This window comes from Anabaena sp. UHCC 0253 (assembly GCF_009712085.1).
GTDB lineage: Bacteria > Cyanobacteriota > Cyanobacteriia > Cyanobacteriales > Nostocaceae > Dolichospermum.
In genome coordinates, this window is record NZ_VILD01000003.1 from 363,318 (window position 1) to 385,315 (window position 21,998).

The following is a 21,998-nucleotide window of genomic DNA, read 5'->3' on the forward strand; positions in this document are numbered from 1 at the left end:
AGTCAGGAGTACGGAAAGACTTTTTCCGTCAGCCATAGGTATATTTTGAATTGATTTTTTACAAATTCCTAGAGTTCATCAATTGAAATATGTATAAACAAGCGAGTTCTCCTAAACCTATTCGTTCCTTAGAAGATGCTTTAGATCGGTGTCAAATGTTAGGAATGCGTGTTAGCCGTCAACGTCGCTTTGTTTTAGAATTACTTTGGCAAAGTAAGGAACATCTTTCAGCCAGAGAGATTTATGATCATCTTAATCAAGAAGGTAAGGGAATTGGACATACTTCTGTATATCAAAACTTAGAAGCTTTATCTAGACAAGGTATCATAGAATGTATTGAACATTGTGATGGGCGATTATACGGAAATATTAGTGATTCCCATAGTCATGTGAACTGCATAGATACAAATAAAATTATAGATATACATATAGAATTACCGGATGAGTTGCTACGTCAAGTAGAAGCACAAACAGGAGTCAAGATTTCTGAATATACTATCAACTTTTATGGACACAGTGAGTGATTGGTGATTGGTGATTGGTGATTTGTCAGTTGTCCGTTGTCTGTTGTCTGTTGTTAAGAAGTTTTCCCTACTCCTCTGCTCCCCTGCCCTCCTGACTCCTGACTCCTGACTCCTGACTCCTGACTCCTGAATGGGCGCAGGCCCTGCGCCCATTCAGCCTTAATTCAAAGTTCCATAAAGTCGGTTGGTAAAATGGGGATGCCTTCTGCCATTTGAATGACTGAATCTATGGGGTTATGAGATTCCCAAATACTTGTGTCATTATTACTACTAATATTTTCAGGATGAGCGGGTGGTTCACTTGGCGGTAAATCAATTGTAGAGGTAATGTTATTTGGGGAGAATAAAGCACCATTGAGGGCGGCAAATTCTTTATCAGCATTATCTAAAATAGCCCCAAATAACAGAGTTTGAGTGAGATTGACGGAGTTAAGATTTACTCCTGTCAAATTGGCGTTAGTGAGGTTAGCCTTAGTCAGGTTTGCTCCTGTGAAGCTGACTCGTTGGAGATTTGCGTCTGTGAGGTTTGCACCTGTGAGATTAGCCCCTTGTAAGTTAGCCTGTTGTAGGTTGGCATTGACTAAATTTGCACCAGTTAAGTCTGTATCGGATAAATTTATTCCTTGAAGATTAGCATCATTCCACATAACTCGTGATAATGATGCTTCTGAAAGATTGATACCTGCTAAGGATTTGCTCAGGAGACGAGATGAAAAGGCATTTTTATGTAAAATTGCGATCCGATTCATTAATTCTATGAGGGCATTGGGATAGAATTCTTTTAAATTACTGGGGTTTCCACAAGGATAAAAGATGGTTTTTATTTCCTGAGAAATACTACAGAGAAGTAAAAAGATATTCAATCCCACAGCAGCATTTATTTGTTCAACATTCAGAGGGTTATTGAGAGTTTGTAAATAGTTCCAAGCTTGATGGGCTATACCTTCATTTAGCCAACGTCCTTGACAGTAATCATGCCAAAAATCTTCTAAGCGTTGATACAAGATTGCTAAAGAAAAGTTATTTTTTTGCTGTTTTCTTAATCCTTCCAGTAGCAAATTTTCTATATCTTCTGTCAGGATACCATAACCAAATAGGTGATAAATTTTCTGGGGTAAACTTGTAGTTGCTTCGAGGACAAAGGTAATTTTTGCATAATTATCCTCTTGTTGTTGGGTAAGTTCTTGTAGTTGGTTAACTATAGCTTGGACATAAAGATATTCTCCCAGTTTGGGGTGAGAGAATTCGATTCTAATTTGTGGTTCTTTGTGTTTGGTAATTAGACGAGAACGAAAATAAAAAGCTGGGAGATTTTGGTTAATTGATGCTGGGGAAAAATGGACTTGATGGCGATCGCTCTGGAGAATCTTTAAAGCGATATCTTGCATTTGATTGAGTAAATCTTGGGGATGACGATCTCCAAGCAAATTAGCGATCGCTGTCGGTGTTCGATGAATATGACTAGTACCTGCCCGCAATAACATAGTTTTAATGCCATCTGGTTGCGGATACCCTAAAAACCAACTATTTAAACGCTGATAAATTGCCCACAATAAAGGCGCATAATTCCCCTGTTCGTTACCAATTGATAATTCTAATAGTTCATGATCTAGCAAGCCATCACGGTGTAAAATAGCCAATAAATATAACATTAGTGGTTGACGAACAAAACTAGATAATCCTGGTAAATTCGATGGTTTAGCAAATACACCAGCTTTTTTCAAGAATGTAAAAAAGTTTTGGGCAACAGATAAAGACTGGACTATTGACCAATGTTGAAACCATTGTCTGAGTTCATCTACATCCAACGGCTGAATTGTAATTATTTTTGATATTTGTAATAATTGGGGAGGAATTTCTGTCAAGCTTTTGCTACAATTTGTTAATATAATCTTGTGTTTAGCCAGTGATTGAAATTTAATCAACTGATCAATAAAAATTGTTTTAGCTCGATTTGTTTGCCCATGAGAAAATAATTCATTCCAACCATCTAAAATTAACAAACAGCGGGGATAATCCTTTTCTAGCCAAGTATATAGATTAATTTTTTCATGTAAACTAAAAGCAGAATTAAGTGTTTCTACTAAAGTTTGACCATAATTTATATCCCGCAACTGAATCAATACTGGCATCCAATTGGGGTAATGTTCCTGAGCTATTCGTGCTGCCAAAGTTTGACAAAAAGTGCTTTTCCCATAACCAGATTCTGATTGAATAATTGTCATAGTTGTTAAATCATCCAATTGTTGTTGACACCAAGTCATTAAATCTAAAGTTACAACTTCTTTTTCCTCCTGAGTATCAACATTACTTTCTTCAACTAGCACACCCGTCAGCGGAACAAATATATCCTTGAGAGCAAAGGATTCCATGAATAAAGGTATACTACGATTTTGCAGAATACTGGCTCGGTAATATTCTCTGTATAAATCAATTTTGTCAGCGACCGTAGGGAAATTAACTATACCTGATAATTCAATTTGTGAGTTAATAGTATTTGGGGGTAATAAATTACCCAAACGGACAAACTTTTGTAGTTGGGCTAAGGAGGCTGCATTATTAGTAATAACTATGAGTAAATCACCTGGAAGTGAGTAAAGCAAACGCTTTGTTAACAGTTTGGCTTCTGGTTCTTCCGCACCGTTAGCAATTAACCAAGCCACTGTCGCTCCATTCATTTGTTGAACTAGCAAAGAGTCGGCTACTAAAGCCAGTGCTTGTTCGGCTTGTTTATCCGTGAGTTTACCAGGGCGAAGATTTTTGAGCAGTTCTTCTAATTTGCTATCGGAAAGGGTAAGTTCTTCTACTTCTTCATGTATTGGGGCTATAGGAATGATAGCTCTATCCAACCATTGTCTTTTGAGACTAACTTCCTGAAGTAGAATCTGTTGTAAAGCCTGAAGATAGGCAATTTGGAATGCTAACCATGTTCCCTCGTTTCGTCTTAAAGCCTTTTTTTGGCTGAGACTATCCAAGATACTTTCTGTTAACTGGGATAAAAGATGTATGTCTTCCCACACTATACTGAGAGGTAATACAAACACCTCCGCCAACGGACAAATATCAAATGGTGTTAGAGTTTTGGCTTCTATCTCTTGCACAATTCGATAAGCAATAGCCGCGATTTGTCCAGTTGACAATTCTTTGTTCTGTTTGATAGCAAGATGACGCTCTTTTAACCAACGTCTAATACTCAAGTTCATTTAATTACACAGTAAATGGTCGGATATCGAAATTATCATGCAATTTATGACACATTGATCAATAAACAACAGGTAACTATTGAAACTATTTGAGCATACTAATGAGCGATCGCCCTTTACAATTCTTATTGATTGACCCAGATCCCATCTTCCGTTTAGGACTAAAGGTAACATTGGAAGCTATTCCTAATCTACAGGTAGTAGCCGATGTAGCCACAGACACCGCTGCTTTACAGGTTTTAGCAGAAATACTGGCTGGAAATCCCCAAAAAATCAAATTAATCATTTTAGAACTAGATAGTAAACAGACAGGGCTGCAATTTTGTAGCCAATTGAAAGCTTTATACCCCCACATACCTATATTACTCTTAAGTAACCTATCTCGACCAGAACTGCTCATAGCCGCAAAAGCGATAGGGATAAATGGCTATTGTCCTAAAGGTATATCAATTTCGCAATTAATCCCCATTATTCAAACAGTAGCGAATGGGGGTTATTATTGGTTCGCAGAGACAGAAATTTCCTCTGTTTTATCATCTCCTCTCCCATTTGCTAAGTTGCGAAATAACTTACAAAATTCAGGAATTAATTATATTGATCATGCTCTTCATCAAGTTACAGAACAATTAAAATTACCGGGAATAACACTATTAAATAAAGCAATTTTAGCAGGACAACGGCGCGAACTTTTATCGGCTCGTTGGGTAATGAAACACTTATTAACATTACCTCAGGAAAGACAAAATTTACCGCCTGAAAATCAATTATCATCAGTTAAATCTATAGTTAAATTAGATGCACAACCGTTGATAAATATACCACCTCTAGTTAACTATCAACAACTACAATCTGAATTATTGAAATCATGTATAAATAAACTGCAATTCCCCTTGGAAAATCTGACTAATACACCTTTGGAAATTGATATTCTTCGAGAATATAAAAAGCGAGAGTTACTGGAGATTATCATTCATAAATTTTCCCAACAATTAGAAGAAATCCATGCTTTCAAGTTTGATGAAAATCAATTATTTAATTTAAAAGATCAGATTCTTGTGGATTTATGGGAATTTGCAATTACAGCTTTTTTTGGAACTTATTCCCATCTAATTTTAGACAAACGCGAAATAAACATAGTTAAATTCTTATTAGATAAAGCGAAAGATTCAAAAACTCAACTTCTCAGCAAAGTTCCTTTATTTTGGGAATTATTATCTTATTTACTATTATTGAAAGATTTACATATTGATAACACTTCTTATCCAGCAGGAAGCAAAGAGGCTCAATCTCAAGCATCAGTAATTTTAGAAAATCTCATAATTCACATAGCTAATTGTGTGATACAACCATTGTTAAATAATTTAGCAGACGAAGAAAGCATTAAACAAAACTTTTATAATCGTCAAATGATATCTACTAGAGAAATTGAAAAATTTAGAAATAACCTCTCTTGGAAATACCAATTATCTCAATATATAACTGAAGCACAAACAATTTTTGAAAGTCGCTACGAATTATTTGTTTTTACACCTCGTGGTATCGCTAAAATATCAATTTATGCACCCCGTAACCAAGAATTAGCTAAACTTTCTGGAATTCCATTAGGAGTAACGTTAATTCTAGAATTTCGAGATGCTGTTTCCCCACGTTTACAATCACTATTAGGCTTTTTAGGAACTGGAATTGTTTTTGTGCTTACTCAAGTAGTTGGAAAAGGTTTAGGTTTAGTTGGAAGAGGTATTTTACAGGGACTTGGTAATGTTTCTTTTGCGGAAAAGGGACAACGGAAGGATAAATAATTGACAATTGATAATTGACAATTGATAATTGGGAATTGGGAATTGGTGATTGGTGATTGGTGATTGGTGATTGGGTACTGGGTACTGGGTACTGGGTACTGGGTACTGGGTCATTTTCTTCCTTCTTCCTCCTGCTGTACCTTTTCCTTATCAATTCCAATCACGAAGAACATTGAATAAACTGGCTAAAAATTCTTGTAAAGTATGATTTTTCTGAATTCTGTTTTTATTCCATTCTCGCGCAGTTTGAATTAAAATTTCGGAAAAGCTGGGATAAATAGGCGATAATTTAGCTAAATTCTGAATCTTAATATTTTGCGATATTGCTAAAGCAATTAAATTAATTAATTCTGCTGCTTCTATTCCTAAGATAGAACATCCTAAAATTTTCCCATTTTCTAAAACTACTAGTTTACAAATACCTGTAATTTCGCTGTGAATTTGGGAAGCGGTAGCTATTTTAAAATATTGTTTGAAACTTAAAATTTGCTTTAGAGGATATTGAAGTTTTGCTTGTTGTTCTGTCAAGCCAACTTGTGCTACCATTGGCTGAAAATATATTCCCCAGGGAACACATTCATAATTAACTTTCAGTCTGGGGAAAAATAGGGCATTTTTGATAGCAATATTAGCTTCATAGTTACTCAGATTTATTAAATCATAACCGCCTATGACATCACCACAGGCGTAAATACGATGATTTGTAGTTTGTAATTTTTCATTGACTACTAATCGCTGTTGATACCATTTTACTCCTACTGCTGGTAAATTTAGGTATTCTAAATTTGGCTGTTGTCCAGTAGCAATCAAAATTTCATCAGTTTCAATGGCTTTATTTCCTGCTTGAACCCATTTTTTATTTTCTATATATCTTACCTGTGTAATTGTTGTTTGTGTGAAAACACGCACACCATCAACTTCTAATTGTGCTATTATTAATTAGATATTTCGGAATCAAGATTAGGAAGAATATTGGAGTATTTAATAATTAAAGTAACATGACAACCAAACTTAGCTAAAATTTGAGCAATTTCTATACTTTGAGGAATACCACCAAGAATTACCCAATTTTTAGGTAATGCTGTTCTTTCTAAATATTCCCAAATATTAGCTATAGTTAGATATTCGATAGTCTCTAATCCGTTAATATTAGGAATTAAGGGACGAGAACCATTAGCGAGTAAGTAGGTGCGACTATATAACCGACGATTATTAATTGTAAAACTTAATTTGCGAGAAGACTGAAATTGACCATTACCAACAATAATATCAACTCCTTGGGCAACTAAATTGCCAAAAGAATTGATTTGAGTAATATTTTTGGAAACAGCATCTGCATAAACTAATCCATTTTTCCAGTTGGGAGATGCTGTGTTTAAATTAATATTTTTTTCCTGAATTTCTAGATTTACTAAATTACGAGATTGCTGTGTAATTTTACTAATTTCGCTGAGTACATATTGAGGATGCAAATTGTAGGGATGAGCAGAATCCGCACCGACAATTAAGGCAACTTTAGCGCCTAGCTGAGTAGCAGTTAAAGCAGCTTGGTATCCGGCAATACTGCCACCAATTATAACGATATCATAGTCAACATTAGTCATTGGTCAGTTGGGATGAAGTGGCCGTTTTTTAATTTTTAATTCTTAATTCTTAATTTTTAATTGTTTTAATAATGGCTGTTAACAGACGCTGGTTATCGGACTCTGTACGGATTGCGACGCGGAAATAGCGATCGCCTAATTCTTTAAAGCTTAAACAATCACGAATTAAAATTTGGTGTTGCTGAAGTAAGTTTTGTTGTAACTGGGATGTAGACTGTGACGATTCTATCAATAAGTAGTTAACAGCGCCTTTAAGGGGGCGTAATCCAGAAATTGAGGATAAACCTTGATATAGTTGATTTCTGGCGGCTGGTAGCCATTTCCAAGTGCGGTTTTGAAATTCTGTATCTTGGAGGGCGGCGATCGCTGCACCAGCAGCTAAAGTATTTACAGGCCAGGGATCTCGCCATAATTTCCATGTAGCTAGACGGTGGGGATGAGCGATCGCATATCCTAATCTTAGCCCTGGCAAACTATAAAATTTAGTGAGCGATCGTAAAATCACTAAATTCTCATATTCCTGCACCAACGAAATCAGGCTTTCTTCCTCATCAGGTGGCAAAAAATCCATAAACGCCTCATCTACCACCACCAAAGCAAACTTCTCTAAATACGGTAAAACAGATTCCCGTGCAAATAACCTACCCGTTGGGTTATGGGGATTATTCAGTAGTAACCCACATTCTGAAGTCTGAAAATGGAAACTTGGAAACAGACAAATATCCTCATTCCCTCCTCCCAAATCTACAGGAAACTCCAGCACCTTAGCGTTATTAGCCGCAAGAGTGCGGTAATAGTCGCCAAAGGCCGGAGTCAATAAAACTGTTGCCGCTAATTGTCCTAATTCTCTACCCGCCAAAGTTAATAATTCGGCTGAACCATTACCCGGCAAAATCCATTCAGAAGGTATTTGATGGAAGTTACCCAAAGCTAGTCTCAATTCACTATACTCTGGGTCAGGATAATTTCTCAGACTACCCAATTGGGATAAAATCGCAGCAATAACGCTGTTTGGTGGTCCCAACGGGCTAATACTAGCAGAAAAATCCACAATAGCATCAGGGGAACAGCCAGCCAGCGCTGCTGCCCAAGCCAAGTTTCCCCCGTGTGCTTGTTGTGGCATCAAAAAAAGTCTCCCTATAACAGAACTTACTCTTTTGGGGGTGCTACTCTTTCTCTAAATAGTTTCCCAGCCGAGAAAGCAGGAACTCTAGTCGCTGGAATTTCCATTTTTTCGTTCGTTTTGGGGTTACGGCCTTCACGGGCTTTGCGTTCCCGTGATTCAAAAGAACCAAATCCCACCAAAGTTACCTTGTCACCGGAAGAAACTGCCTCAACAATGGTTTCTATGGCAGCACTCAACACTTGATCAGCCTGTTTCTTGGTAACATTAGCCTTTTCAGCCACTGCATCAACTAATTCGCCTTTGTTCATATCAAACTCCTAAAGTTTACTAGATTTATTTAAAGATGCACCATGGAAGCATCTTTACGTAAATCTCTGTTTGTAGAAATACGAAAATCGTTCCTTGAGAGTATTTACACTCAAAACCGCCGTAAATCTCATTGACTCGACTTTTCAATGAATCATTCTAAGGCGTTGTAGCCCGAAGTGGATAGATGAAACTATTAATTTATATAGATTTCAGGATTTTTTATCTTTTTTACCTCTTTATTGTAATCAAAATACACTATTTTAAGCAGAAATACTGGGTAGCAAATCCAAGCACTGGGTGATTAAAGTCAGTACGTGGATCAACTTCCCACCCAGCCTACCAAATTCTTCCCTATTCGCATAGCCCAATATTGGCCGAAACCGGTTTTGGTTTTTCCCTCTCAGCAATTCAGTAGAAATTAGGTTTAAAAACTTCTCAGTATGTACCTACCATTTGCAGCAATTTTACAGCAAATCTCAATGATTACCATTGATCAGTGACTGTCATCACCGATTTATCTTTATCAAAAAATTACTATTGTGGTAGTAAAAGTTTATTTCCCCTTTACTACTGAAACTCCGTAACTTCCCAGAGATATGGTAAAATATCTACAGAGATAGATCAACGATCTAGATCATAAATATCAGATATTCCTAAACATCGGGTTTTTACGGTTGACCAACCTGAAGAATATACAAAAACACATTGATACCAGGTTACAGGTAATGAAAAGTGAGTAATTGGATTGGTTATGACCCAGAGAAAACAGTGCCACAAGCGCCTTCGACGACAATAATCGGCGGTAGATTAGATTATGCCCATAATTCTCACGGCTGTTATCACGAAGAACAGTTAATATACCAACACTTTCTCCACTTAGTGCAGAAAGAATCTCCCGATCAAATGGTAAATAGATTCCGGGCGCTATTTATTGAAAGAGCTAATTATCCTGAACCAGAAATTATTGCCGTTTTAGACAAAATTACTGGCTCGAAAACCGCATCTGAAGAATTTAAGTTTTTCCTCAATCGGTGTTGCCATATTCTCATCAACCGTTGGCACATGAAACCCCAATTGCACAGTGCAATTGCCGATTTAATCAGTTTATTTAATGCTATACCTGCTACTTATAGAGTCAATAACCTACGTTCCCGTGAACTGAATCGTCTTCGTGAATTAGTCAAGCTATTTGTTAGTAGCGAACAATATTTAATTTTACAACGTTTTACTCAAGTAGTAAATCAATCTCCTGCGGTAGCACAGAAGCAAAATAATCAGCCGCTAATGACATTAATCCGTCGTTATCCTTATTTATATGAACATTGTTTAATTAGTGAAGACTCTACTTTTGAACAACAGGAAACAGTTCGACATTTTCAGTCACAAGTACAAAAAAAGTTTGAAATTGATTTATCACAATATGTAACTTATAAAGTCCGTCGCATTCATATGTTGAAAAACACTTCACCTACTGAAGCAAATCGGATTTTGCGCCCTGTAAATAATCCTACATTATTAACCGATAGTGAACTATATACCACCTTAAAACATTTTGTTGGCAAAATTGACCATGGGGACACATATCATGAGTCAGCCCAAAAATTCATTAACTATGGTGGACAAAGCCGGAATTTCCGCCAATTTAAAGGGGATTTATATGAATATCTTATCTCTTCTGTAGATAACTCCTACGGAAAAAAACAATTTAATCAGAAACTATATAACCATATACAAAATATTTTGCCTCATGCAGATGAGCAAAAACTTAATGATTTATTATTAGTCAGAACTTGCAGTAATTTATTAAACTTTTTAGTTGTCAATAACCCATCATCACCACAACACTTTGTTTTCTTAGATTTAATTAGTAATCAAGGAACAGTACCAACAATGGGTTTATTATTAAAAATTGTCTTAATTTGCCATAAAGTCAAACCATATTTAGAAAGAAAACTTTCAATTTTATTTAATCACTATGAGACAGTAACTACCAGCAGTATTGGCTGGTTAGTGGGAACTTTGGAACAATTAAATATTGCTTTTAGTATACATTTTGGTAACATTGATTTATCCTTCTTTAAGAAATTTTGCTAAAAATAAAGTATTGAGGACGGGCTTAAGATGCCCGCACCATTGGCATATGTAAATTATCTATTTTCTAAGTTAGTTGGATCAATCCCTTGCGATCGCAAATAGGCCATCAACCGTTCTTTTTCCTGACGTTCTTGTTCAGCCCTTTGATGTTCTTTTTCAGCCCGTTGGCGTTCTTCAGAAATCTGTTCTACAGCCCAAAGTAACAAATTACCAGATTGATTCCACCATCTTAACCAATAGCCTGTTCTACCTTCTTTTGTTCCTTGCCAAGTTCCTAAAAATAAGCCCATTGATTCAATCCAATGACGGCCATTTTCATCCGGTTGTTTTAATTCATAACGGCCATTTTCCAGTTGATAAAATTCTAATAAACCACCGTCAGGATCAAAAATAACATAAACAGGAACTTGTAAAATTTGCTCGTAAAAAAACCATTTTCCTGGTGGATAGGTACGCTTGAAAGAATATTCTCCCCCGTCAGTATGAGATAAAAACTCCATTACCACCGCAGGGATATCACCTTCGAGAATTGGTGTATAGCTTCTTCTTTGGGGTAAAATCTCTTTCACAGAAGGAATATATAACCAATCTGGGGCTTTAGCGATAAATTGCTCATTAATTGTGGCACAAAGACCGAAATTGGAAGCTATCAGCATTTGTGGTTGAATAAAACCTGCAATTTCTAAACTTTCCCGTAATGCCCCAGCCAAAATAGGCTGTCCTGTATTTTCCACTGGTTCATCCTCTAACTGAAAATCATCGGGTAAAGCTTCCCAAGAGATTACCAGTTCTGTTGATGATTTGGTTTCACTAAGTTGGGTTGCCATTTAGATTACCTCTGGTTGACTTCTGTTGATTTTATCATTTTTGTAAAAATATGAGATAGATACCGGAGTTTTTTCGAGAAGTCCGGTATCTTAAGAAGATGTGGGAGAAGAGTGAGATTTTGTAATAGGCATAGAACAAGATTTTGGTTGTTTTAAATCAGCGAATTCACAGATAGAACTAAAAGCACAAAAACGGCAATGATTTCCGGGATTTGGGGGAAATATTTGACTGAAGTTGCTATTTTTAGCCTCATATTGTTGCAAATCTTGTTGATGTTGATGGGCAATCTTTGCTAACTCAGATTCTAAAGATTTAAATTCACTATTACTAATAGTAATTAATTCCGATTTTTTGCCAACTTCCAAATTATAAAAAGAGGCAACTGCGGTTTTACCAGGATAAAGATAACGGGCTGCCAGTAAATAAACAAATGCTTGTCTGTGATCAAAAGCCGATCTACCAGTTTTAAAATCTAAAATATGTAAAGTGCTATCAGACTCAATAAATATACAGTCCATAGCTGCATATAAACGAAAACAATAATCTTTTTTTTCAATGACGATAGGTTTAGGAAAACCTTCATCACCTGAAGTTAACTCCAAAATCCGCTTACCTAATAATAAAGGGGCATTTTGATATTTTCTTAAAATTTGCATGACCCGATATTTAACAGTTTCATGAGTCTGACTTAATCCCAATAACCGGGCAACTTTTTCCACACCGTCAACCTGAGTTAACCAATGAAGATGACGATGAAATTCATATACACCTTTTTGGGCAAGAATCCCAATCCGCTGGGGTGGAGTAGCTGTTGCCAATAAAGCTTTAACTTGTGGTTCTCGTTGCCGGGCTTTAATAAATCCCCTTCTCATTTGACAATGCCAACGTTCTTGTCCCCTGGTGGGGGCAAATAAAGACCAAAGGTGGTAACTAACAAAGGGTCTATCGGGGGTTGACATTGCTCAGGTAGAGTGAGAGAAATGACCTTGGGGATACTTGTACCCGCAGTGGCTAATTCAGCGGCTTGGCGGGATGCTTCCTAATAGTAATAATAATTTACGAGAGAGATTGGCAATATGAGCAACCCTAACAATTCCGGTAAGATTAAGTTTGGGACTGATGGTTGGCGCGGAATTATTGCTGATGATTTTACTTTCCCCAATGTGCGGAAAGTTACCAGAGCAATAGCTAGTTATCTGGAAACTGCCTATAGTAAGGACAGACCAGTTTTAATCGCCTACGATACCAGGTTTTTGGCTGACGAGTTCGCCCGCACATCTGCCGCGGTTCTGGCGGATTTAGGGTGGAATGTGAAAATTACTGATCGGGATTGTCCCACTCCAGTAATTGCCTACAATGCCCGTCACCTTAATTCGGCGGGGGCTTTGATGTTTACAGCTAGTCATAATCCTGCACCTTATTGTGGGATTAAATATATCCCTGATTATGCCGGTCCTGCGACTCCAGAAATTACTGATACTATTGTGGCCAATATAGAAACAGCATCGGATGAGTTACCTGGAAGTAATCCATCTGGTTCAATTTCTACTTTTGATCCGAAGCCCGATTATTTGCATTTTATCTACACCTTACTGGATGTGGAAAAAATTAAAAGTGCGAATTTAAAGGTGAAGTACGATGCCCTTTATTCTACCTCGCGTGGCTATTTAGATGAAGTCTTGCAACACTGTGGCTGTCAGTTAGAAAGTTTCCACGATTGGCGAGATGTGCTGTTTGGGGGTGGTATGCCCGAACCCAAAGGGGAACAGTTAGTTGAGTTGGTGGCAGCGGTAAAGGCTGATAAAGCTGATTTGGGTTTGGCTACCGATGGTGATAGCGATCGCTTTGGGATTGTTGATGAACAAGGTAATGTCCTCACTCCAAATACAGTGCTGTTAGTTCTAGCACGACATTTGATTAAAAACAAGGGTAAAACTGGGGCAATTGTTCGCACTGTGGCAACTACGCATTTGTTAGATAATTTTGCTGCTAAGTATGGGCTGCAAATTTATGAAACTGCGGTAGGTTTTAAATACATTGGTGAGAAAATGCGGGAAACCGCTGTTTTGATTGGTGGGGAAGAATCCGGTGGTTTAAGTATCATTGGGCATATTCCTGAAAAAGACGGGGTTTTAGCAGATATGCTAGTGGCTGAGGCGATCGCTTATGAAGGTAAGCCTTTGAGTCAGTTGGTACAGGAAGCTATAGCCGAAGCTGATGGTCCTTTGTATAACGATCGCTTGGATTTACACTTGACTGAATCTCACAAAGTGGCCGTGATTGATTCTTATACCCAAAATCCGCCTTCAGCAGTGGCAGGAATCAAGGTGAAAGAGGTGGGAAGGAAAGATGGTATTAAACTGTATTTAGAAGAGGGTAGCTGGGTGTTGCTGCGTCCTTCTGGGACAGAACCGTTGGTGAGGGTGTACATGGAAACTAACTCACCAGAAAAACTTAGCCAGATTGCTAAATTCATGGAAGGTGAAATTGCTAAGTTAGCTTAGTTTTTTAGCTCAATCCGATGTAGAGATGTTTTATGGAACGTCTCTACACTTTGTGAGAAATTTATATATTTAAGTTATGAAAAATTTTGTTAATTTTTTAATATCAATAATTATAGCTATTTGGATGGTGGCGATCGCTCTAATTTCTGTCCAAAATGCCACTCCTATATCTTTACGGTTTTTGGGTTTTCAATCAATACAAATTCCCTTTGGATTAATGTTAGCTTTTAGTGTGGCTGTCGGTTTGCTAAGTGCAGCAGTTTTGCAGCCTCTCTGGAGATTAGGAGAGTCGCAATCTAGGGGAGATGAAGATGCAGAATTTTTTATTGATGATGAAGATTTTTAGAGTTTTCTCACGCAGAGGCGCAGAGAGGAGGAAATGAGTTTTTTTGTTAGTCGGTTAAAACCGACTTTTGCTTTTAGACAGGGAATTTATTCCCAGGCTATTCTGGTTATTATGGATAGCGTTTTGATGTATGCAAAACTCGCAGGATTTCTACAGATTCTTCCTTAACTCGGTAAATAAGAATATACGGAGAGTTAGAAATTATCAATTCTCTTGTACCTTCAACTCTTCCAGATTTACCCATAAAGGGATAATTTTGTAATTGACTGGCAGCATTTTGAATCTTGATTATTAATTCCTGTGCTGAGGTAGGATTTTCTTGGAAAACGTAATTATGCGCTTGTTCTAAGTTACGCAGCGCCTGACGTAGCCATTTAACCTGCATGGTTAAGTTTTGCAAATGTAGCTTTTACTTCTTCATCACTAGCAAAATCTCCAGCATCCGCTTCTGCAATACCCTTTTGGATTTCTTCAATTTGCCATTGGTACATTTCTAAATAAGCGTTTACTGCTTCGTTGAGAATATAGCTTCTATCGCGGTTTATGCCTTTTGCTAATGCGTCAATGGCGGCTTTTTTGGTGCTGTCTATTCTAAATGTAATGTTTTCTTTACTCATGGGTTTGTGAGAATCATTTGTATTGCATGATATTATATAATATAACAATGTTAGATATTTACTAAAAACTTTTGGCTTACGATAATATTTGCCGTTACCTCACGGATACTTACCCTTTATCTTTTGTGCAATGGTTAATTGCTGAAGATATAAATGAAATTGAGGTGCTACCTACCGAGTTACCTATTAATCCCATTCGTGCTGATGCGTTGTTTCGACTACCGAAATTAAACCGCATTTTGCATTTGGAAATTCAAACTACACCAAAATCTGATACTCCCATGCCAGTGAGAATGTTAGATTATTGGTTGAGGATTTATCGTAAATATTTATGTCCTGTACAACAGGTAGTAATTTTTCTACAAGAGACAAATTCACCTGATGTTTTTGTTGATAGTTTGATAGTGGGAAATACACGATATCAATATCAAGTAATTAGAGTATGGGAAGAAGACAGCGAAACACTTTTAAAATCTCCTGCTTTATTACCTTTAGCAGTTTTAGCCAAGACAGATGAACCAAATAAGTTACTTCAGCAAGTTGCTTTGGAAATAGATAAAATAGAAGAACAAGCACAACAAAACACTATAGCAGCTTGTGTGGAATTATTGGCTGGTTTAAAGTTTGAGAAACAATTGATTAAACAATATTTTCGGGAGGAAACTATGGAAGAGTCAGTCATTTATCAAGAGATTATTAACCGTGGGAAGTTACAGCTTATTTTCCGCTTGTTGAAACGTCGTGTTGGTGAGGTTTCAGCAAAATTGGAATCACAAATTAAAGAGTTATCTGGTGAAAGCTTAGATGAACTTTCGGAAGCACTTTTAGATTTTTCACAACCTGATGATTTGGTAAATTGGATGGCGAATCAAAATTGATTATTTTTCTCACACAAAGAGATTTTTTATGAGTCGGTTAAAACCGACTTTTGCTTTTATACAGGGAATTTATTCCCTGGCTGTCTTATATAGTACGATAAACAATGATTAACGGTAAAAAAATTATGACTACTTTACTTGAACAAGTCGTTGAACAAATAAAACAACTTTCTCAAAGTAAACAAGATGAAATTGCTAAACAGATTCTCAAATCACTAAATCATAATCGATCATCTAATGACTACAGAGAAACTACTTTTGAGTTTACAAAGATGTTAAGTGAATTTAATAAACTAGAAGGGTATTGCAACCTGAATAATGACACATTAGCCAGTCAATTAAAAGAATTAAATTTATTAGGAGAAAATTTAGAAGCAGAAAATAAAGTTTATGATGAAGCAAAAATCGCTATATATAAAAAATGGTCATTTACATTTAGTTTTATGCAGATGTTAAATGCTTGGCAGTGGTTTTTTGCTGGCATTTTGTTACAAAGAAACTCTCATTTAAATAATCAAGCTATGCAAATGTATTATTATTCGATTATGATTTGACATACTATTTACTCCTATTAAAAAATTGAGAATATCATCTTATTCTAAGATAGTACAAATATACTTGTGAATGCTTAGATTCTATCACAGATGCACGTACTCAACTTGAATTAACTATTAAAGATAGTCCCAGTCTGAAAAATTATCCTCAAGCACAATTAACAGAAAGCTATGCAAAAGCCCGTCGTCAAGCAGCTAAACAAACAGGATTGATAATTTCAGTATTTCCAGAAGAATGTCTTTATGCTTTGGAATTAATTTTAGATGAAAATTGGTTGCCACAATAGCAAATACACTAGAAATTATGACACACTAATAATTACAAAGCCAAAGTTTGTAGTGAGGACTTTAGTCCCAATTTGAGGGCTGAAGCCCTCACTACGAACCACCTGTATTAATAAGGATCGGAATCAAATCTTCCCCGCTTCACACTTCTGAGATAATAACCTCGTGACGGTAATTTATTTAAATCGAAGGTGTCACCCCTGGGAACTCTCCAAATTTTGTAGTCGTGATATGTGAGAGGAGTTCCCTGTTGACAAATTTCCGGGGGGATGATCTCCTAAGATAAAATACGCTGCACCTTTGCCCATGACTTTAGCAATACCGTATTTATCAACTAGTAAAGATGTCTCTTCACTAATTGCTATTCCTAAAGCAGTTGGAGATACACCATCTTGAATTTGCCTAGCAATAAAAACCATAATTCTCCCCATTCTTTTGCGTTCATCAAAATGGGTATCAATGATAGTTCCGCGCAAATATTTCCACTGGAAAAAGTTATAGGTAAAGGTAATATTCCCGTAAGGATCATCAAGGGCTGCGCTGGTTTCAATGCTATCTTCACAGGCGCAAGAATCATAAACATATTCACTTTGAATCATAGCCCCGGCACTTGTGCCACCAATAGCGCCGCCTTTATCATAAACCGACTTAATTGCAACTTCCAATTTAGTATTTTTCCAGTGGCGAATATATTCACATTGATCACCACCAGCAAAGAAAATTACGCCAGCATTTCTGACTTTATCAAAAATGTCTGTCCTGTTTGCTTCTTGTCGGTTACGAATGATGAGTGTTTCTACATATTTGACACCTTTCATGCGATAAATTAGTTCATTATAATTATCGTCACCAGCCGCACGAATCACTAAAACATTAACTTTATTGTCATTGAGGCTACCTCCCCGGACTTGATTAATCATCCACTGGATAGCGTCATCAACATCAGGTCCACCACCACCTAAGTTATGAACAGGTCCGGCTAGTTGAGGTAATTTATAACCCGGTTTAGAGGAGGGGGGCTGGATATCGGCGATGATGTCCTGAAAGAACCGCCTTAAATTTCTGGTCAGACGGTCTATGATTCGGTTTACCATCCTCAACAAGCTATGTTTTGCATTCTGCAACCGCCTGGATATATGTGGGAATGCTTTTGTCATATTAAAATCTTGTTAAGCAAACAGCAATCATTTCTAACTGTCGCATTTCCAAGGGCTAAATTCCCAGCGTACACCGTTTGTACTGTTTTTTCACGGCAAATAGTCAGAGTAATATTTAATTCTCATGGATAATCTGGGAAAATCTCATTTTTTTGTGGTTTTTTATCACCATAAAACTTGTGATAGCTCTTTGACTACTCTTTCATAAACCATCTCGGTTTGTTTAGCTAATTTGGGCCAGCTAAATCTTTTTTCTAAATCTGCATAAGCGTTATCTACCAACCATTGACAATAATCTGGGTTTCTCAATACTTCCAAAATTCCCCAAGCTACAGAGTCAGGATTATTTACCCAAGTGGTAATTCCCGTTTTTGAGTGTTGGACTACTTCGGGAAAACCACCAGTATCAGAAACTATGACTGGTACACGAGATGCAAAACTTTCTAAAGCAACAATACCAAAGGGTTCATAAAGACTGGGGAAAACAGCACAGTCAGCGATGGTTTGAAATTTATCCAAGTAGTTATCAGCTAAGAACCCAGTAAAGTAACATTTGTTCCAAATTCCTAATTCCCAAGCTTGACGTTTGAGATGGTCAGTATTACCACCACCAACGATCACAAATTTAACATTACCATCCATTTCCTCAAGCACCTTGGGAGCAGCATTAAGTAATACAGGTACACCTTTTTCATGGGTCATACGACCAAGGTAATAAACAATTTTTTCATAATCTGCGGCAAATTGACGGCGAAAATCTTGAGCATGAAAATCCCCATGATGTATTTTCTTTTCTGGGCGAATGCCATTAAAAATTACGTCAATTTTATCACTAGGCATATATAGCGATCGCACTAATTCCTGACGCATATATTCGGTGCAGACAATTATCCGCCAAGCATTGTGAGCTAGTACATATTCTTTATCGTGAATATAGCGTTGGGTATGATTGTGAATACCGTTGTAGCGTCCGTGTTCTGTGGCGTGAATTGTGGCAATTAAGGGAATTTTAAAGATATGCTTGAGAGCGATCGCTGCATCCCCAACTAACCAATCATGAGCATGAATTAGATCAAATGGTCCTTTCTCCATCAGTAACTTACCACCATGAGATCCCATGCTCTCATTTAAGTTCACTACCCAGTGAAAAAAATCGTTACTGGCAGCCACTTCTACTCGATGAATATGAATTCCTTCCACCACCTCATACAAAGATGCTGGACCAAATTCAGGGGTAATCAGGTGGATGTCATGGCCTAGCTTTATGAGTTCCGGGTACAACTCAGCAACGTGACGAGCAATTCCGCCAACTATCCTCGGTGGAAATTCCCAACTCAGCACTAATATCTTCATTGACTTGACTCCCCGATGATTTACAAAAAGCTAAAGAACTATATTTATCTCAAACAGTAAGTTTGGCAATTGGTGTGAGTTTGGTTAAAGGAATTTTTAGCTTTTTTAATGTTTATTGTGATAAAGCTTATCAAAGGTTGTCAAGTTTGGTAAACTTTTAAGAAACAATACAGTAAAACTAATATTTTAAGAAAAAATACAGTAAAACTAATATAGGACTTACCCAAAACAGAAATAAAGTAGGGGTAATTCATGAATTACCCCTACGAAAGAATCAGGTTTTCAGTTACATCTTAGAGGGCGAGGTAATTCTCAATTGTTGAAGTAGGTTCTATAGCAATTTGGGAATTAGCTTTGATCTAACCGCAATACTGCCATAAAAGCCTCTTGAGGTACATCCACTGTCCCTACAGCCTTCATTCGTTTTTTACCCTTGGCTTGCTTTTGTAAAAGTTTCTTTTTACGGCTGATGTCTCCACCGTAGCACTTAGCAAGGACATCTTTCCGCATTGCGGGGATATGTTCACTAGCGATGACTTTAGCGCCAATAGAAGCTTGAATGGGGACTTTGAACTGATGACGGGGAATTAGTTCTTTGAGTTTTTCCGCCATTGCTCTGCCGACGTTGTAAGCTTTATCTCTGTGGACGATCATGGCCAAGGAATCCACTGGATCACCGTTAATCATAATATCCAATTTCACCAAGGGATTTTCCCGGTAGCCAATCAGATGATATTCCATACTGGCGTAACCGCGAGAACGGGATTTCATTTGATCAAAAAAGTCGGTAACAACTTCAGCTAAGGGTAACTCATAAGTTAGTGTAGTTCTTCCTTGGGTGAGATACTTCATATCTTTGAAGATCCCCCGGCGGTTTTGTGACAACTCCATGAGAGAACCCACATAGGTTTCGGGAGTAATCATTTCTACTTTGACATAGGGTTCTTCAATTCTGTCGCGCTCATTTGGTCCGGGTAAGCGGCTAGGATTATCAATGTACAGTTCTTCACCTTTGATGGTGACGACTTTGTAAACCACCGAGGGGGCGGTAATGATTAAATCGAGGTTATACTCACGCTCTAAGCGTTCCTGAACAATTTCCATGTGCAGTAACCCCAAAAACCCGCACCGGAAACCAAAACCCATGGCGCTAGATGTTTCTGGTTCATATTGTAAGGCTGCATCATTCAGTTCCAGTTTTTCTAAAGCTTCCCGCAAGTCTTCAAACTGATCTGCATCTATGGGGAACATCCCACAAAATACCATCGGGTTGGCTTCTGCGTAACCAGGTAAAGCTTCAGTAGCTTTGTTTTTACACAGGGTAATGGTGTCTCCGACTCTGGCATCTGCTACGGCTTTAATGGCTGCTCCTAAATAACCTACTTCTCCAGCATGAAGTTCTTCAACTTGCTTTTGAGTGGGAGAAAGTACGCCTAGTTCGTCAATGACATATTCTTTACCGGATGCCATTAAGTAGATGCGATCGCCTTTTTTCACAGTCCCATCCATCACCCGGAAATAAACAATTACACCCCGGTAACTATCATAGTAACTATCAAAAATTAACGCCCGAAGACTCTCATTTATAGTATTGGCTGGTGGGGGAACTCGTTCGACAATTGTTTCTAAAATCTCAGGAATACCAATGCCTTCTTTGGCTGAAGCCAAAATTGCTCCACTACAATCTAAGCCAATAATTTCTTCAATTTCGCCAATTACCCGCTCTGGTTCTGCTCCTGGTAAATCAATTTTATTCAAAACAGGGATAATTTCTAGATTACTCTCTAAGGCTAAATAAACATTTGCTAGAGTTTGCGCCTCTACACCTTGGGACGCATCTACTACTAACAATGCTCCTTCACAAGCAACAAGAGAGCGTGACACTTCATAGGAAAAGTCCACGTGTCCAGGAGTATCAATTAAATTGAGAACATACTGCTGACCATCCTTGGCAGTATAATTCATCCGGGCAGCTTGCAGCTTAATTGTAATGCCGCGCTCCCGTTCTAAATCCATGTTATCGAGAAACTGCTCTTTCATCTGTCGGTCTTCTACAGTACCAGTAGCCTGTAGTAAACGATCAGCGAGAGTTGATTTCCCGTGGTCAATGTGAGCAATAATACAAAAATTGCGAATGCGAGCTGCGGGAACGTCAGTCATAAATCAACTTGCCCTAAAGCAAACCAAAGTGAAAGCTATTTACTTAATGTATTTTAATGCTTTCTGAGGTAATAAGGCAAAAGGGATTGGTCAGTTGTCAGTTGTCAGTCGTCAGTTGTCAGTTGTCAGTTGTCAGTTGTCTAATATTTCTCCCTGCTCCCTGCTCCCCTGCCCCTCTGCTCCTCTGCTCTCCTGCTCCCCTGTTCCCTATTCTCTGCTATAGCAACTTGGGTTATTATGTAAAGTCTATTTATAGCTCAATGGTATTGATTGCCCAGAAGCTTACAATTGAGATGGGTTGAATTAATCAATATCATAACTGCTTGACAATGCTTTCAATAAAACCATTTCAGAGTATTTAAAACAATGAATATGCAAGAAAATTCTAGCAGTGCGGACAATAGACGCGCTGAAAAAACGGAAATCGCTCTCCATCTAGATTCTGAATTAATAGAGCAAATTCAACATCTAACTAATGATCCCAGTAAAGTAATTGAGGTGGCTATTCGTCAATGGTTACGCGGTGATTTCACTAGAGATGATGAGTTAACACGTACCCCTATACGCACACCTGTTCCTCCCCGTGGTGAGTGGAATGATTAGAATTACTTCACAAGTATCAGCTAATGATAAGAAATGTAAAATTTAATGCCTTAA

Annotated in this window: 18 protein-coding genes and 2 pseudogenes; 9 read left to right on the plus strand and 11 right to left on the minus strand. The window is 37.5% G+C overall.

Annotated features, from left to right (window positions below; genetic code table 11):
- The first annotated feature begins 89 nt into the window (after positions 1–89).
- Positions 90–524, plus strand: coding sequence for a Fur family transcriptional regulator (locus FJR38_RS09920; RefSeq protein WP_168498843.1), 435 nt, complete (start codon positions 90–92; stop codon positions 522–524).
- A gap of 164 nt (positions 525–688) precedes the next feature.
- Here the strand turns inward: FJR38_RS09920 and FJR38_RS09925 are convergent, their stop codons facing one another.
- Positions 689–3,727: a pentapeptide repeat-containing protein gene (locus tag FJR38_RS09925; RefSeq protein WP_168536779.1), complete on the minus strand. Its 3,039-nt coding sequence runs from the start codon at positions 3,725–3,727 to the stop codon at positions 689–691.
- Positions 3,728–3,828: 101 nt separating this feature from the next.
- Here FJR38_RS09925 and FJR38_RS09930 point away from each other — a divergent pair, with 101 nt between their 5' ends.
- Entirely contained in the window at positions 3,829–5,526 is a 1,698-nt protein-coding gene (locus FJR38_RS09930; RefSeq protein ID WP_168537222.1) for a DUF3685 domain-containing protein, read from the plus strand.
- Between the two features lie 150 nt (positions 5,527–5,676).
- Here FJR38_RS09930 and FJR38_RS09935 read toward each other — a convergent pair.
- The 3 genes and pseudogenes from FJR38_RS09935 to FJR38_RS09945 all read right to left on the minus strand — a co-directional run bounded on the left by FJR38_RS09935 (position 5,677) and on the right by FJR38_RS09945 (position 8,564).
- A pseudogene (locus FJR38_RS09935) lies at positions 5,677–7,130 on the minus strand (NAD(P)/FAD-dependent oxidoreductase).
- 49 nt (positions 7,131–7,179) lie between these two features.
- Complete coding sequence (gene cobD / locus FJR38_RS09940; RefSeq protein WP_168498849.1) at positions 7,180–8,253, minus strand: threonine-phosphate decarboxylase CobD; 1,074 nt, start codon at positions 8,251–8,253, stop codon at positions 7,180–7,182.
- A 26-nt stretch (positions 8,254–8,279) separates the two neighbouring features.
- A complete protein-coding gene (locus tag FJR38_RS09945) occupies positions 8,280–8,564 on the minus strand; it encodes an HU family DNA-binding protein (protein ID WP_168498851.1) in 285 nt (94 codons plus the stop codon).
- Between the two features lie 733 nt (positions 8,565–9,297).
- Between FJR38_RS09945 and FJR38_RS09950 the strand changes: the two genes are divergently transcribed.
- The gene (locus FJR38_RS09950) at positions 9,298–10,659 is read left to right on the plus strand and encodes a hypothetical protein (protein ID WP_168498853.1); all 1,362 of its coding nucleotides are present in this window, start codon (positions 9,298–9,300) and stop codon (positions 10,657–10,659) included.
- A gap of 53 nt (positions 10,660–10,712) precedes the next feature.
- On the opposite strand, the gene FJR38_RS09955 is transcribed toward FJR38_RS09950, so the two are convergent.
- Positions 10,713–11,486, minus strand: a complete 774-nt coding sequence (locus FJR38_RS09955) for a Uma2 family endonuclease (RefSeq protein WP_168498855.1) — start codon at positions 11,484–11,486, stop codon at positions 10,713–10,715.
- Between the two features lie 90 nt (positions 11,487–11,576).
- On the minus strand, positions 11,577–12,446 hold the full coding sequence (locus FJR38_RS09960) for a PD-(D/E)XK nuclease family protein (RefSeq protein ID WP_168498856.1): 870 nt from the start codon (positions 12,444–12,446) through the stop codon (positions 11,577–11,579).
- Between the two features lie 117 nt (positions 12,447–12,563).
- Between FJR38_RS09960 and FJR38_RS09965 the strand changes: the two genes are divergently transcribed.
- Positions 12,564–13,991: a phosphoglucomutase/phosphomannomutase family protein gene (locus tag FJR38_RS09965; RefSeq protein ID WP_168498858.1), complete on the plus strand. Its 1,428-nt coding sequence runs from the start codon at positions 12,564–12,566 to the stop codon at positions 13,989–13,991.
- 76 nt (positions 13,992–14,067) lie between these two features.
- Positions 14,068–14,337 carry a DUF1049 domain-containing protein gene (locus FJR38_RS09970; protein WP_168536781.1) on the plus strand — a complete coding sequence of 90 codons (270 nt, stop codon included), beginning with the start codon at positions 14,068–14,070 and terminating at the stop codon, positions 14,335–14,337.
- Positions 14,338–14,446: 109 nt separating this feature from the next.
- On the opposite strand, the gene FJR38_RS09975 is transcribed toward FJR38_RS09970, so the two are convergent.
- A complete protein-coding gene (locus tag FJR38_RS09975) occupies positions 14,447–14,722 on the minus strand; it encodes a type II toxin-antitoxin system RelE/ParE family toxin (RefSeq protein WP_168498862.1) in 276 nt (91 codons plus the stop codon).
- Positions 14,712–14,954, minus strand: coding sequence for a CopG family ribbon-helix-helix protein (locus FJR38_RS09980; RefSeq protein ID WP_168498864.1), 243 nt, complete (start codon positions 14,952–14,954; stop codon positions 14,712–14,714). Before FJR38_RS09980 ends, FJR38_RS09975 begins: the two co-directional genes overlap by 11 nt.
- A 71-nt stretch (positions 14,955–15,025) precedes the next feature.
- Here FJR38_RS09980 and FJR38_RS09985 point away from each other — a divergent pair, with 71 nt between their 5' ends.
- The 3 genes from FJR38_RS09985 (at position 15,026) to FJR38_RS09995 (ending at position 16,673) form a co-directional block, all read left to right on the plus strand.
- Positions 15,026–15,832, plus strand: coding sequence for a DUF4351 domain-containing protein (locus FJR38_RS09985; protein WP_168536783.1), 807 nt, complete (start codon positions 15,026–15,028; stop codon positions 15,830–15,832).
- 125 nt (positions 15,833–15,957) lie between these two features.
- Positions 15,958–16,386, plus strand: a complete 429-nt coding sequence (locus tag FJR38_RS09990) for a hypothetical protein (RefSeq protein ID WP_168536785.1) — start codon at positions 15,958–15,960, stop codon at positions 16,384–16,386.
- A gap of 83 nt (positions 16,387–16,469) precedes the next feature.
- A complete protein-coding gene (locus tag FJR38_RS09995; RefSeq protein ID WP_371418185.1) occupies positions 16,470–16,673 on the plus strand; it encodes a DUF29 family protein in 204 nt (67 codons plus the stop codon).
- Positions 16,674–16,780: 107 nt separating this feature from the next.
- On the opposite strand, the pseudogene FJR38_RS10000 reads toward FJR38_RS09995, so the two are convergent.
- From FJR38_RS10000 to lepA, 3 genes and pseudogenes are all read right to left on the minus strand, one after another.
- Positions 16,781–17,828 (minus strand): annotated as a pseudogene (locus tag FJR38_RS10000) (cyanophycinase).
- A gap of 165 nt (positions 17,829–17,993) precedes the next feature.
- Positions 17,994–19,181: a glycosyltransferase family 4 protein gene (locus FJR38_RS10005; RefSeq protein ID WP_168498876.1), complete on the minus strand. Its 1,188-nt coding sequence runs from the start codon at positions 19,179–19,181 to the stop codon at positions 17,994–17,996.
- 348 nt (positions 19,182–19,529) lie between these two features.
- Complete coding sequence (lepA, locus tag FJR38_RS10010) at positions 19,530–21,341, minus strand: translation elongation factor 4 (RefSeq protein ID WP_168498878.1); 1,812 nt, start codon at positions 21,339–21,341, stop codon at positions 19,530–19,532.
- A gap of 366 nt (positions 21,342–21,707) precedes the next feature.
- Here lepA and FJR38_RS10015 point away from each other — a divergent pair, with 366 nt between their 5' ends.
- On the plus strand, positions 21,708–21,944 hold the full coding sequence (locus FJR38_RS10015) for a hypothetical protein (RefSeq protein ID WP_168498880.1): 237 nt from the start codon (positions 21,708–21,710) through the stop codon (positions 21,942–21,944).
- Positions 21,945–21,998 lie beyond the last annotated feature (54 nt).